Annotated in this window: 10 protein-coding genes; 2 read left to right on the top strand and 8 right to left on the bottom strand. The window is 70.4% G+C overall.

Going from position 1 to position 13,216, the window contains the following annotated elements; all coding sequences use genetic code 11:
- Nucleotides 1-5: 5 nt before the first annotated feature.
- The 8 genes from LUX31_RS04825 to LUX31_RS04790 all read right to left on the bottom strand — a co-directional run bounded on the left by LUX31_RS04825 (nt 6) and on the right by LUX31_RS04790 (nt 11,099).
- Entirely contained in the window at nt 6-1,496 is a 1,491-nt protein-coding gene (locus LUX31_RS04825) for a CoA-acylating methylmalonate-semialdehyde dehydrogenase (RefSeq protein ID WP_235473350.1), read from the bottom strand.
- 14 nt (nt 1,497-1,510) lie between these two features.
- Nucleotides 1,511-3,394: a 3D-(3,5/4)-trihydroxycyclohexane-1,2-dione acylhydrolase (decyclizing) gene (gene iolD, locus LUX31_RS04820; protein ID WP_235473349.1), complete on the bottom strand. Its 1,884-nt coding sequence runs from the start codon at nt 3,392-3,394 to the stop codon at nt 1,511-1,513.
- Nucleotides 3,391-4,266, bottom strand: a complete 876-nt coding sequence (gene iolB, locus LUX31_RS04815) for a 5-deoxy-glucuronate isomerase (RefSeq protein ID WP_235473347.1) — start codon at nt 4,264-4,266, stop codon at nt 3,391-3,393. Before iolB ends, iolD begins: the two co-directional genes overlap by 4 nt.
- Complete coding sequence (locus tag LUX31_RS04810; RefSeq protein ID WP_235473345.1) at nt 4,263-5,135, bottom strand: Cgl0159 family (beta/alpha)8-fold protein; 873 nt, start codon at nt 5,133-5,135, stop codon at nt 4,263-4,265. Before LUX31_RS04810 ends, iolB begins: the two co-directional genes overlap by 4 nt.
- A gap of 4 nt (nt 5,136-5,139) precedes the next feature.
- Nucleotides 5,140-6,120, bottom strand: coding sequence for a 5-dehydro-2-deoxygluconokinase (iolC, locus tag LUX31_RS04805; RefSeq protein ID WP_235473344.1), 981 nt, complete (start codon nt 6,118-6,120; stop codon nt 5,140-5,142).
- 209 nt (nt 6,121-6,329) lie between these two features.
- Entirely contained in the window at nt 6,330-8,906 is a 2,577-nt protein-coding gene (locus LUX31_RS04800) for a family 78 glycoside hydrolase catalytic domain (RefSeq protein WP_235473343.1), read from the bottom strand.
- Entirely contained in the window at nt 8,903-9,994 is a 1,092-nt protein-coding gene (locus LUX31_RS04795; RefSeq protein WP_235473341.1) for a LacI family DNA-binding transcriptional regulator, read from the bottom strand. The genes LUX31_RS04800 and LUX31_RS04795 overlap by 4 nt, the downstream gene beginning before the upstream one ends.
- A gap of 97 nt (nt 9,995-10,091) precedes the next feature.
- Complete coding sequence (locus tag LUX31_RS04790; RefSeq protein WP_235473339.1) at nt 10,092-11,099, bottom strand: hydroxyacid dehydrogenase; 1,008 nt, start codon at nt 11,097-11,099, stop codon at nt 10,092-10,094.
- Between the two features lie 268 nt (nt 11,100-11,367).
- On the opposite strand from LUX31_RS04790, the gene LUX31_RS04785 reads away from it, so the two are divergent.
- Nucleotides 11,368-12,360 carry a carbohydrate ABC transporter permease gene (locus LUX31_RS04785; protein WP_235473337.1) on the top strand — a complete coding sequence of 331 codons (993 nt, stop codon included), beginning with the start codon at nt 11,368-11,370 and terminating at the stop codon, nt 12,358-12,360.
- Complete coding sequence (locus tag LUX31_RS04780; RefSeq protein ID WP_235473336.1) at nt 12,357-13,181, top strand: carbohydrate ABC transporter permease; 825 nt, start codon at nt 12,357-12,359, stop codon at nt 13,179-13,181. The genes LUX31_RS04785 and LUX31_RS04780 overlap by 4 nt, the downstream gene beginning before the upstream one ends.
- Nucleotides 13,182-13,216 lie beyond the last annotated feature (35 nt).

Genomic DNA, 13,216 nt, shown 5'->3' with positions numbered 1-13,216 from the left:
TGCCGTCAGCTGGAGGTGGGGAAGCTGAAGCCGGCGGTCGTCTGCTGGGCGGGCTGGGGCCAGCGGGTGGTGACGACCTTGGGGCGGGTGTAGAACCGGATGCCTTCGGGGCCGTGGATGGGGGAGTCGCCGATGAGGGAGTCCTTCCAGCCGCCGAAGGAGTAGTAGGACATCGGGACGGGCACGGGGACGTTGATGCCGATCATGCCGACCTTGATGTTGCGCTGGAATCGACGGGCGGCTTCGCCGGAGGCGGTGAACAGGGCGGTGCCGTTGCCGTACGGGTTGGCGTTGATCAGCGCGATCGCATCGTCGAGCGACTCGGCGCGGACGACTGCCAGAACCGGGCCGAACAGTTCTTCCTTGTAGGCGTCCATCTCGGTGGTGACGTGGTCGAGGAGGGAGGGGCCGGTGAAGAAGCCGTCCTCGTGGCCGTCCACCTTGAGGCCGCGTCCGTCCACGACGACGGTGGCGCCCTGGGTGGCCGCGACCCCGACGGCGTTCTCGACGCGTTCCTGGGCGGCCTTGGTGACCAGCGGGCCCATGTCGGTGCCGGGCGTGTCGCCGGGGCCGACCTTGATCTCGCGGGCCTTGCGCTCCAGCACCTCGACCAGCCCGTCCGCCGCGTCGCCGACGGCCACGGTGACGGAGACGGCCATGCAGCGTTCGCCCGCGGAGCCGTAGGCGCCGGCGGTGATGTGGTTGGCGGCGAACTCCAGGTCGGCGTCGGGGAGGACGACGGCGTGGTTCTTGGCGCCGCCGAGGGCCTGGACGCGCTTGCCGTGGGCGGTGGCCGTCTCGTGGACGTACTTGGCGATGGGCGTCGACCCGACGAAGGAGACCGCCTCGATGCCGGGGTGGGTGAGGATCGCGTCGACGGCGGGCTTGCCGCCGTGGACGACGTTGAAGACGCCGTCCGGCAGGCCCGCCTTCCTGTAGAGCTCGGCGACGAAGTTCGCGGCGGAGGGGTCGCGTTCGCTGGGCTTGAGGATGAAGGTGTTGCCGGTGGCGATCGCGATGGGGTGCATCCACAGCGGCACCATGGCGGGGAAGTTGAAGGGCGTGATGCCCGCGACGACGCCGAGCGGCTGGCGGAAGTTGTGGACGTCGATGCCGCGGGAGACCTGGTCGGAGAAGGAGCCCTTGAGGACGTCGCCGAGGCCGCAGGCGAATTCCACGACTTCGCGGCCGCGGGTGATCTCGCCGCGTGCGTCGTCGACGGTCTTGCCGTGTTCGGCGGAGATGATCCGGCCGAGTTCCTCCTCGTGCTCGACGAGGAGTTGGCGGAAGGCGAACATGACCTGGGTGCGCTGGGTGAGGGAGGACTCGGACCAGGTCTCGAAGGCGTGTGCGGCGGCGGTGACGGCCGCGTCCACGTCGTCGGAGCCGCCGAGGGCGACCCGGGCCTGCTCGGCGCCGGTGGCGGGGTTGAACACGGGGGCGGTGTCGGTGCCGGGGACCGGGGATCCGTTGATCCAGTGAGGGATGGTTGTCACGTGAGGGTTCCTTCTCAGAGGTAGTGGCGCTGGGCTTGCTTGTGGGCGGAGTAGGTCCCGTACGCGGCGCGGGTGGAGTCCAGGGCGGACGTCTGGGCGACGGGGACGTCCCACCAGCCGTGGCCGGGCGGGTTGGGCCCGTACAGGTCGGTCTCGACATGCACGACGGTCGTCCGGGTGGCCGCCTTGGCCTTCTCCATCGCCGCCCGGAACTCGTCGACGGAGGTGGCGTGCAGGACGTCGGCGCCGAGCGAGGAGGCGTTGGCGGCGAGATCGACGGGGAGGACATCGCCGTCGAGCTGGCCCGAATCGCCGTTGCGGTAGCGGTACTTGGTGCCGAACCGCTGCGAGCCGAGCGACTCCGACAGCGCCCCGATGGACGCGAAGCCGTGGTTCTGGACGAGGACGACGATGACCTTGAGGCCTTCGGAGATCATGGTCACGATCTCCTGAGCCATCATCAGATACGAGCCGTCGCCCACGAGTACGACGACCTCCCGCGAGGGATCGGCCATCTTCGCGCCGACACCGGCGGCGACCTCGTAGCCCATGCAGGAGTACGCGTACTCGACGTGGTAGGCCTTCGGATCCCGGGCCCGCCAGAGCTGTTGGAGGTCGCCGGGCATGGATCCGGCCGCGTTGATGACGACGTCACGGTCGCCGAGTACGTCGTTGAGCGCGCCCAGGATCTGGGTCTGGGCGGGGAGTTCGCCTGTGTTGCGCTCCGGGGCGAAGCACTCTTCCTCGATCTCCCTTGTACGGGCGATGAGTTGGCGTGTCCGGTCGCGGTACTCCTGGTCGACCTCCCAGTCCGTGAGCGCTCCCGCGAGCGCTTGGATACCGAGCCGGGCGTCCGCGACGAGGGGTTCGGCGGAGTGCTTCACGGCGTCCAGGCGGGCCACGTTGAGGTTGACGAAGGTGACGTCCGGGTTGCCGAAGACGGTGTGGCTGGCGGTGGTGAAGTCGGAGTACCGGGTGCCGATCCCGAGGACGACATCGGCATCGCGGGCCAGTTCGTTGGCGGCGTAGGAGCCGGTCGAGCCGAGGCCTCCGACCGCGTACGGGTGGTCCCACGGCACCGCGCCCTTGCCGGCGTGGGTGTCGGCGACCGGGATCCCGGTGGCTTCGGCGAAGGCCCGCAGAGCGGTCTCGGCACCCGAGTAGACGGCGCCGCCACCGGCGACGATCAGCGGCTTCCGCGCACCCCGCAGCAGGGCGGCGGCGCGTTCCACAGCGGCTGCCTCCGGCACCGGGCGGCCCACATGCCAGACCCGGCGCCGGAAGAACGCGACCGGCCAGTCGTACGCCTCCGCCTGCACGTCCTGCGGCAGGGCGAGGGTGACGGCGCCGGTCTCGACGGGGTCGGTGAGGACCCGCATCGCGGCGAGCGCGGCCGGGATCAGCTGCTCGGGGCGGGAGATACGGTCGAAGTACTTGGAGACGGCGCGGAAGGCGTCGTTGACGGTGACGTCCCCGCCCCGGGCGTCCTCCAGCTGCTGGAGGACGGGGTCGGCGGCGCGGGTGGCGAACATGTCGGACGGCAGCAGGAGCACCGGGATGCGGTTGGTGGTGGCCAGGGCCGCGCCGGTGATCATGTTGGTCGAGCCGGGCCCCGTCGACGCCGAGCAGGCGAAGGTGGCCAGCCGGTCGCGCATCTTCGCGTAGGCGACCGACGCGTGGACCATGCCCTGCTCGTTGCGGGCCAGGTAGTAGGGGAGATCGGCCTCTTTGGTGACGGCGGCCTGGAGGAGCGCCTGCCCGAAGCCGGCCACGTTGCCGTGCCCGAAGATGCCCCACACCCCGGGGATCAGCCGTTGCTCCTGGCCGTCGCGCTCGCTGTACTGGTTGGCCAGGAAGCGGACCAGGGCCTGGGCGGTGGTGAGTCGGACGGTAGTCATTGGTTCTCTCCGAAGGGCAGCCGGTCGTCGACGTCCTGGGACTCCCAGGTGGAACGCACCCAGCCATGGGCGGGGTCGTCGCAGATCAGCCAGGCGCGGTCCTGACCGGGACCCGCCATGACGTTGAGGTAGTAGAGGTCGTAGCCGGGGGCGGCGATCGAGGGGCCGTGCCAGCCGTGCGGGATGAGCACCGTGTCGCCGGAGCGGACCTCGGCGAGCACGTCGATCGGCCGGTCCTCGGTCCCGTACACCCGCTGGTAACCGAAGGCCCGCTCGCCGCCGTCGACCTCGAAGTAGTAGATCTCCTCCAGCTCGGATTCCACCCCGGGGCGTGCCTCGTCGTGCTTGTGGGGCGGGTACGAGGACCAGTTGCCGCCGGGGGTGAGCACCTCGCAGACGAGCAGCTGCTCGGCCTCGAAGGTGCCCGGCAGGCAGTAGTTGTTGACCTGGCGGGAGCAGGCTCCGGCCCCGCGCAGCTCGACGGGGACGCCCTCCTTGGGGCCGTACCGGGCGGAGAGTGAGCTCCGCCCGGTACGGGCTGAGGGCAGCGCGAACCGACCGCCGGTCGCGCTGCTGATGAGGGCCTCCGACTCGCGCGGGAGGTACGCGAAGTCGGTGACCGAGGCGAACACGCCTGTCCGCCCGGCGAGTTCGAAGACCTTGCCGTCCGTGGTGACGGTGCAGGAGCCCGTCAGTGGCAGGACCAGGAACTCGGAGTCCCGGGTGGACAGGGCGTGCGCCTCGCCCGGCTTCAGGGTCAGGATCCTGAGGCCGGAGTATCCCCAGCCCGCCGACTCGGGCGTGACCAGGAGGTCGTAGGGTCCGTCGGCCGAACTCCCTTTGGGGAGGTGGTACTTACTCGTGTCCGTCACAGCAGGCTCACCGCCTTGTCGACCGCACCGGCGACATCGCCGTCCGAGGGGTAGAGGAGGGAGCGGCCGACGACCAGACCCTGCGCGGTGGGCTGCTTCAGCGCCTTTCCCCAGGACGCGAACGCGGCGTCGGCGTCCTTGACCTCGCCGCCGAGCAGCAGCGCGGGGAGTGTCGAGGCGGACAGCACGCGCTCCATGTCGTCCACGACCGGGAGCTTCAGCCAGGTGTAGGCGGTGCGGCGGCCCAGTCCCGAGGCGATGGTGACCGACTTGACGACCGCGTCGGTGGAGAGGTCGTTGCGGATCCGGCCGTCCTGCCAGGTGGAGAGGAACGGCTCGACCATGGCGATGAGTTGACGGTCGTTCAGCTCGTCGACGGCACGTGCGGTGTTCTCCAGGACGGACGGGGTGGCCGGGTCGTCGAGTGCGATACGGGTGAGCATCTTGCCGCCGTCGAAGCCCATCGCGGCGATCGTCTCGGCGTCGTAGCCGGTGAACCGGTCGTCGATCTCGAACACCGAACCCGCGAGGCCCGCCCGGTTCATGGAACCGAGGACGCTCTTGCCGTCGAGGACGCCGAGCAGCAGCAGGTCCTCCAGGATGTCGGCGGTGGCCAGCACACCCGTCACGCCCGGCCGCTCCAGGGCGACACACAGGCGGTCCAGCAGCTTGGAACGGTCGGCCATGGCGGTGGAATCGCCCCCGACGCCGTTGGCGCCGCGCGCCGGGTGGTCGGCGGCGATGATCATCGCCTTGCCGTGCTCGCCGAGCAGCGACGTGGCTTTGGCGCGTCGGGTGGCGGCGGCCGCGACGGCGCCGGGGTCGTTCACCCGGGCGGACACGATCCGGCTCAGGTTGTCGGACAGCACGTCGTCAGGCCTTTCGTTCGGTGGAGGCTTCGGTGGGGGCGGGGGAGGACTCGCGGAGCTTGTGGTCGACCTCGGCCTCGGTCGGCATGGCGTCGGAGCAGGACAGCCGGCCCGCGACGATCGCGCCGGCGGCGTTGGCGAAGGACACCGTGCGCCGGGTGTCCCAGCCGGACAGCAGGCCGTGACACAGGGCGCCGCCGAAGGCGTCACCGGCACCGAGCCCGTTGACGACGTCCACCGGCACCGGCGGAATCTCGGCGGTCTGGCCGTCCCGGCCCATCGCCAGCACACCCTTGGGGCCCTGCTTGACCACCGCCAGCTCCACGCCTGCGGCCAGCAGTGCCTTGGCGGCGGCGTACGGCTCGCGCTCACCGGTGGCGACCTCGCACTCGTCGAGGTTGCCGACGGCGACGGTGGTGTGGCGCAGGGCCTGCGCGTAGAACTTACGGGCCTCGGCCGGGTCGGCCCAGAACATCGGCCGCCAGTCGAGGTCGAACACAGTCGTGCCCGCCTTCGCCCGGTGCGCCAGGGCGTCGAGGGTGGCCGAGCGGCTCGGCTCCTCGCTCAGCCCGGTGCCCGTGAACCAGAAGATCGCCGCGTCCCGCACCGCGTCCAGGTCCAGCTCGTGGGGCTGGATGTCCAGGTCCGGGGCCTTGGGCAGGCGGTAGAAGTACAGCGGGAAGTCGTCCGGCGGGAAGATCTCGCAGAACGTCACCGGGGTCGGCGCGATGTCCGACGTACCGACGAAGCGGGTGTCGACGCCGTAGCCCTCCAGCGCCGACCGCACGAAGTCCCCGAACGGATCCCGGCCCGTCTTGGTGATCACGGCGGCCGAATGTCCGTACCGGGCGGCCGCCACGGCGACGTTGGTCGGGCTGCCGCCCAGGTACTTGCCGAACGAGGTGACCTCGGCCAGCCCTACGCCGGTCTGGAGCGGATACACATCCACTCCGACCCGGCCCATGGTCAGGACTTCCAACGGCATGACGTGGGTTCCCTTCGCTCCGGAGCCCCCGGGTATGGAGGCCGCGGCGCCGACGACGATCGTTTAGAGCGCTTTAAAAGCGCTCTCTAAGGCGAGTACGATGCCGTCAGGGAAATGTCATGTCAATAGGTTGTTGCTACTGGGTTTCCGTAAGCTGTCGGATTAGACCCTGCAGGACGCATGGAGCGGACAGATCCCCCGATCCGCCGTTACCGGCCCGGGACGCCGAAGTGGTGTGTTCCCGGGGTGACTTCGGTGCGGGTGCCGTCCGGGAGGCGGATCTCGGCGCGGGTGCCCGCGGGCACCGTGACATCGAGGTGGAAGGTGCCCTGCTCGATGCGCCACGCGGAGCGGATCCGGCCGTACGGGCTGTCGTGCTCGGCCTCCGCGCGGCGCATCCCGCCGCCCGGCCGGGGTTCGACGAGGAACCGGCGGTAGCCGGGTTCCAGCAGCCGGATGCCCGAGGTGCGGGTGTGCAGGAAGGAGATCACGGCGCCCTTGCTGTAGTGGTTCAGGGAGCCGTGCGGGGCGCCGTCCTCGTCGATGCCCTCCCAGGACTCCCAGACCGTGGTGGCGCCGCGGTCGAGCATCCCGAGCCAGGACGGCGGGGTGCGGCGCAGCAGGAGTTCGTACGCCAGGTCGAGGTGGCCGTGGTCGGCGAGCACGGGCAGCAGGTCGGGCGTGGCGAGGAAACCGGTGCCGAGGTGGGTGTCCGCCTCCTTGACCAGGGCCGCGAGGCGGTCGGCCACGGCCTCGCGAAGCCGCTCGGGGACGAGGCCGAAGGCGAGGGCACGGACATGGGTGGCCTGGGTCGACGGGGTGAGTCCGCCGTCCGGGGCGAGGCACGCGGCCTGCCAGGCGCGCAGCGCGCCCGCGGCGATCTCCTCGTACCGTTCGGCGTCCCGGCCGCGGCCCAGCAGTCGCGCGCTGCGCGCCAGCAGGTCGGCGGAGCGGTGCAGGAACGCGGTGGCGACGTCGCTGTGGTCCAGCGTCGGGTCGATCACCTCGGTGCCGCCGGGCTCCAGCCATTCGCCGAAGTGGTGACCGGTGTCCCAGAGATACGGGTCGTTGGCCGCCCTGTCCGGGTGCTGCTTCCCACGGGCGCACCGGGCGGCGTGGTCCACCCAGGCCGTCATGGACGGGTACTGCTCGCGCAGGATGTCGAGGTCGCCGTACGCCTGCCACAGTTCCCAGGGCACGATGACGGCCGCGTCGCCCCAGCCCGCGGAGCCGTCCAGGGCGTCCATCACACCGGACGGGCCGCGCGGCACGATGCAGGGCACGTTGCCGTCCGGCCACTGGTCGGCGGCCAGGTCGCGCAGCCACTTCACGCTGAAGCCGGCGACGTCGTACAGGAACGCGGCGGTGGGGAGGTAGAGCTGCCAGTCGCCGGTCCAGCCGGCCCGCTCGCGCTGGGGGCAGTCGGTGGGGATGTCGCAGGCGTTGCCGCGCAGACTCCACACCGCGGCCTCGTGCAGGCGGTTGAGGTCGTCGTGGTCGCAGTCGAACCAGCCGGTGCGGCGCAGATCGGTGTGGACGACGACACCGGTGAGGTCGTCGGGGCCGAGTGCGCGGGGGTGGCCCTCGATCCGTACGTACTGGAAACCGTGGGTGGTGTGCCGGGGCTCGAAGGACTCCCCGGGGCGGTCGGAGGCGGTGACCCGGTCCCGCTGGTGCAGGGGGAACGGCTCTCCGGTGACGTAGTGATGCGCCGTCAGGTGATCGAGGGTCACATCGCCGTCGGGGCCGAGGGCTTCGCCGTGGGTGAGCGTGACGGTGCTGCCAGCGGGCCCGGTGTCGTTCAGCCGCACCCAGCCGTTGATGTTCTGGCCGAGGTCGACGATCTGCCGGCCCGAACCGGGAAGAAGGGTGACGGCGGCCGGCCGGAGGGTCTCCACGCGGCGGACCGGGGGAGCGGGGGAAGAGGTGAGGCGGTCGAAGTCGTCGTACACCCCGCCCGTGGCGAGGCGTACCGGCCGCCACCCGCACGGCGTCCGGCGCAGGTCGGTGGTCTGGCCGAGAAGCAGGTCGGCGGCGGTGACGGCACTTTCGGCACTGTGCCATCCCCGCCCGGTGCCGACGACGGTGCGGCTGCCGTCGGGGTGGGTGACGACGAGCTGGGCGAGGAGCGCCACCTCGTCGCCGTAGCCGTCCGGTTCCTGGAGGGCGCCGGTCACCCCGCGGTACCAGCCGTCGCTCAGGAGCACGCGCAGGTCGTTTCCGCCGCGGCGGAGTTGGTGGGTGATGTCGTACGTCTGCACCTGGAGGCGGTGGTGGTACGACGTGAAGCCGGGGGTCAGTTCGAGGTCGCCGACACGGACGCCGTTCAGCTCGGCCTCGTACACGCCGTGGGCCGTGGCGTACAACCGGGCGCTCCGGACCGGGCGTTCGAGCCGGAAGCCGCGGCGCAGCACATACGCCGGACGCTCACCGGGCCGCGGTACCGAGTCCTCGTGCGGTTCGATCCAGCGGGCCGTCCAGTCGGACGGCCCCAGCAGTCCCCACTCCCAGGGTGCGGCGTCGGACCACTCGCTCTCGCCACGCTCCGTCCAGACCTTGACCTGCCACTCGACACGCCGCCCCGAACGGGCCGTGCCGCCGGGCCAGGGGACGAGGAGATGCCGGTCGGACGGGACACGGCCGGTGTCGGCGCCCAACGAGCGGATGCGGTACGCGAGTTGGCCGCCCGCCCCCTCGGGGAGCCGCCAGGACAGCCGGGGGCGGCGCTCGGTGATGCCGAGGGCCTCGTCGAGGTGCTCGACACGCAGACCCGTCGGCCGGTTCACCGCGCCACTCCCGCACGCCAGGCGCCGACCGGGCCGGCCGAGTCGCGGACCATCACATGGGTGCCCATCCGGATGTGCTGGACGGGGTGTTGCTCTTGATTGAGGGCCAACTTCACCGCGCTGCGCCCCAGTTGCTCGTGCGGGACATGCACCGTGGTCAGGGCGGGGAAGAGGTCGGAGGCGAGCGGAATGTCGTCGTACCCGACCACGGAGACGTCCTCGGGTACGCGTACCCCGGCTTCGCGCAGTGCCTTGAGCACACCCGCCGCGATCATGTCGGTGACCGCGAAGACGGCGGTGAAGTCCTGTCCTGACGAGAGGAGTTGGCGCGTGGCCTCGTAGCCGGACTCTCGGCTGTGCGTGCCCGGGAGCACGAGGTCCGGGTCGAAGGCCAGGCCCCGGCTCTCCAGCGCGCGGCGGTAGCCGCCCACCCGCTCGCTGGCGGTCGACTGCCTCTCGACCCCGAGCAGTGCCACCCGTTCGTGGCCGAGGGAGAGGAGATAGCTGGTCATGGCGAAGGCGCCGCCCTCGTTGTCGTACTCCACGACTGTCTGCGGGATGTCCGGATCGCCGGCGAGCGGTGCCCGCCCGCACAGGACCAGGCGGGAGCCCTCCGCGTCCAACGAGTGAGCGAGCTTGACCATGCGCTCCGTGTACTCGGGGGTCTGCGCGGTGCCCCCGACGAGGATGACCGCCTCGACGCGCTGCTGGCGCAGGAGGTTGATGACTGCGAGTTCGCGGGCCTGGTCGTTGTGCGTGGTGCACACCAGACACAGGCGGCCCTCTTCGGTGGCCTGCTGCTCGACGCCGTCGGCGATGAGGGAGAAGAACGGGCCCTTCACGTCGGCCACCACGAAGGCGACCGTGTTGCTGGTGGTCTGCCGCAGACCGCGGGCACCGGCGTTGAGCACGTAGTCGAGGTCATGTGCCGCCCGCTGGACCCTGACGCGCGTGGCGGCTGCCACCGGGTAGTTGCCCGCCAGGACCCGGGACACGGTGGCTGTGGACACCCCGGCCCGCGCCGCGACCTCCTTGACCGTGGCCCGTTTGCTCCCGTCGTCCGCGCTGCCCGCGGCGCGCCTGCTCATCGCAGTGCTCTCCCGTCTGTGTGGTCCACCGTGGCAAGTGTCCGGTTCCGGGGCCCGGTGGGGAGGCCCCGGCGGAACCGGAGTGACGTCACTCGGCTCACGCCACGTGGACGAGGTCGGCGTGGCGTACTTCGTGGACGAGCTGCCTCCCGTCGACGAGCCGCTCGGCCTCCTCCACGACGGTCTGCCCCAGGCGTGCCAGCTCGTTGCCGATCGAGCCCGCGATGTGCGGGGTGAGGAAGACGTTGGGCAGCCGGTGGAGCGGCGAATCGGCGGGAAGCGGCTCCGGTTCGGTGACGTCGAGCACCGCGGCGATCCGCCCCGACACGAGTTCCTCGGTGAGTGCGACGGGGTCGATCAGGGAACCGCGCGAGGTGTTGATCAGGACGGAGCCGTCCGGGATGAGGGCGAGTCGCTCGCGGTCCAGCATCCGGTGGGTCGCGGGGATCTCCGGTGCGTGCAGACTGACGACGTCGCTGGTGCGCAGCAACTCGTCGAGGGGCAGCAGCCGGGCACCGAGGGCCGCCGCCTCCGCCGCGTCGACGTACGGGTCGTGCAGAGTCACCCGCAGATCGTAGGGGCGCAGGAGTTCGAGAACGCGACGGCCCACCCGGGAGGCGCCGATGACGCCCACCCGGCGGCCGTTGTTGCCCAGCGTCGCGAGGTCACCGACGGGCGGATAGACATGCTCGGCGCGATAGCGCTCGTGCAGGGTGAAGGCGTCCTTTCCGGCCAGCAGGATCATCGCCAGGGTGTACTCCGCCACGGGCAGGGCGTTGGCCTGCACCGCGCTGGAGACGACCAGGCCGCGCTCCCAGCAGGCGTCGGTGACATAGCTGCGCACGCTGCCTCCGGTGTGCAGGACGGCCCGCAGCCGCGGAGCGGCGGCGAGCAACTCCGCGTCCAGCGGAGGGCAGCCCCAGCCGGTGATCATGATCTCCGTGCCGGTGAGCGCTTCCGTGACGGCCGGCGAGGTGAAGTCCTGGGCGATCAGCCCCTCGTCGATCCGCACGAGCCGGCCCAGCCGGTCCAGCAGGGGGCGCGGGAAGAACTCCGCCAGATGCACGGGGTTCATGGCGAACAGGGCCGTCGGACGGTCACGCATCGGGCTCCTCGGTCATCAAAAGTAATCGTGTACTAGGACCGTAGCGGTGCAATCTCCATGAGGTCAACGCGTGTACGTGAGGTGATCGAGGCACTTCCAGGCTGTGAATCCCAACCGTTATGCGATGAGAAATGCCTGGTGAGAGACGCTATCCGTCACGGATGGGAAAATTCCCCGAAACAAAACACCGCCTGGCCTCTTGCCGTGTCCGCATCCGGGGTCGTACGTTCCACGGCAATCGATTACTACGACCTGTGGAGTGCCAGCCGTGACTGTGCCGCAGGGGCAGCTGACCACCGTCGCAGCGCGCTCCGATCCCGAGAAGACCCCCGGTCCCGTCCCGGCCGACGCCGAGCCCCGGCGGGTCCGCAAGAGGGTCGGACGGGGTGGGCGCGGGATGGCGCCACCATGGTGGTTCCTCGTCCCCGGACTGCTGTTCTACGCCTACATCGTGATCGTCCCGAGCATCCGAGGCGGCGCCTACGCCTTCACGGACTGGACCGGGCTCGGCAACCAGTTCGACTGGGTGGGCTGGGACAACTTCCGTGACGTCCTCGACGACGACGCGGCCCGCAGCGCGATCGGCAACACCCTGCTGCTGGCCCTCGTGGTCACCGCCGGACAGATCGTGCTGGGCCTGCTGCTGGCGCTCGGCGTGCACTCGCGGGTGAAGAGCCGTCTGCTGCTGCGCGTCCTGTACTTCGCCCCGGTGGTCATCACCCCGCTGGTCGCCGGCTTCGTCTGGCAGTACCTGCTGGCACCGACCGGCTCGCTGAACTCCTTCCTGGGCTCGGTGGGCCTGAAGTCCTGGCAGCAGGACTGGCTGGGCGATCCCCACCTGGCGCTCTGGTCGGTCTGCGCGGTGATCATCTGGCAGCACACCGGCATCGCCATGTCGATCTTCCTCGCCGGACTGCAGAGCGTCCCCCAGGACGTGCTGGAGGCCGCGCACCTCGACGGCGCGGGTCCCTACCGGCGCTTCTGGTACGTCGTACGGCCGTTCCTGCTGCCGGCGTTCACCATCAACCTCTCGCTGACCGTCATCAACGCGCTCAAGCAGTTCGACATCGTGATGGTGATGACCGGCGGCGGCCCCGGCAACGCCTCCGACACCATCTCCACCCTCATCTACAAGGACGCCTTCAACCTCGGCCAGTTCTCCTACAGCGTCGCCCTGGCCCTCGTCCTCACCGTCTTCGTCCTGGCCATCTCGGGCGTGCAGTACGCCCTCATGAACCGTCCCGGGAGGCCGTCCTCATGATCACGCGCTACACCTGGCGGACCGGCGTCCTCGAAGCCGTCCTGATCCTGGGCGCCATCCTCTTCATGGTCCCGCTCTACGCCCTGGTGAACATCTCCCTCAAGCCGGCCAACGCCGACTCGGGGATGCTGAGCCCGGCACTGAGCCCGCACTTCGACAACTTCGCCGACGCCTGGAAGACCGCGGCGCTCGGCCCGGCCCTCGGGAACAGCTTCCTCATCACCGGGGCGAGCCTGCTCCTGCTCGTGCCGATCGCGGCCCTCGCCTCGTACCCACTGGCCCGTGTCACCCGTACCTGGTCCAGGCTCACCTTCTACGGCATCGCGGCCGGCCTCGTCCTGCCCATGCAACTCGCCCTGCTGCCCCTGTACACGAGCATTCGCGACCTGGGACTGCTCGGCACTCCCTGGTCCCTGATCGTCTACTACGCCGGACTGACCTTCCCGTTCTCCGTCTTCCTCTACACGGGCTTCCTGCGCGCCCTGCCCGTGGAGTACGAGGAGGCCGCGGTGATGGACGGCTGCTCGCCGCTGCGCACCTTCGTCAGCGTCGTCTTCCCGCTGCTGCGGCCGGTCACCGGCACGGTGGTGATCCTCAACGCGATCGCCATCTGGAACGACTTCTTCGCCCCGCTGCTGTTCCTCAGCGGCACCGAGAGCCAGACCGCCCCGGTCGCTCTCTACGGTTTCGTCGGCCAGTACGTCTCCCAGTGGCCGATGATCTTCGCCGGGCTCACCGTCAGTATCGTCCCGGTCCTCATCGCCTACCTCTTCCTGCAGAAATACATCATCCAGGGGTTCTCCGGCGGCCTGAAGGGCTGACCGCACCACCGCACCTGGCTCAACCCCCAGAGGGC

This window comes from Streptomyces sp. GQFP (assembly GCF_021545335.1).
GTDB lineage: Bacteria > Actinomycetota > Actinomycetes > Streptomycetales > Streptomycetaceae > Streptomyces.
Note: the sequence above shows the minus strand (reverse complement) of the source record. Positions and strands in the feature narration are given on the sequence as shown.

Excerpts from the sequence above, each read along its gene's own strand:
- iolC (WP_235473344.1), bottom strand. The coding sequence starts at position 6,120 with ATGCCGTTGGAAGTCCTGACCATGGGCCGGGTCGGAGTGGATGTGTAT.
- LUX31_RS04795 (WP_235473341.1), bottom strand. The coding sequence starts at position 9,994 with ATGAGCAGGCGCGCCGCGGGCAGCGCGGACGACGGGAGCAAACGGGCC.
- iolD (WP_235473349.1), bottom strand. The coding sequence starts at position 3,394 with ATGACTACCGTCCGACTCACCACCGCCCAGGCCCTGGTCCGCTTCCTG.
- LUX31_RS04780 (WP_235473336.1), top strand. The coding sequence starts at position 12,357 with ATGATCACGCGCTACACCTGGCGGACCGGCGTCCTCGAAGCCGTCCTG.
- LUX31_RS04790 (WP_235473339.1), bottom strand. The coding sequence starts at position 11,099 with ATGCGTGACCGTCCGACGGCCCTGTTCGCCATGAACCCCGTGCATCTG.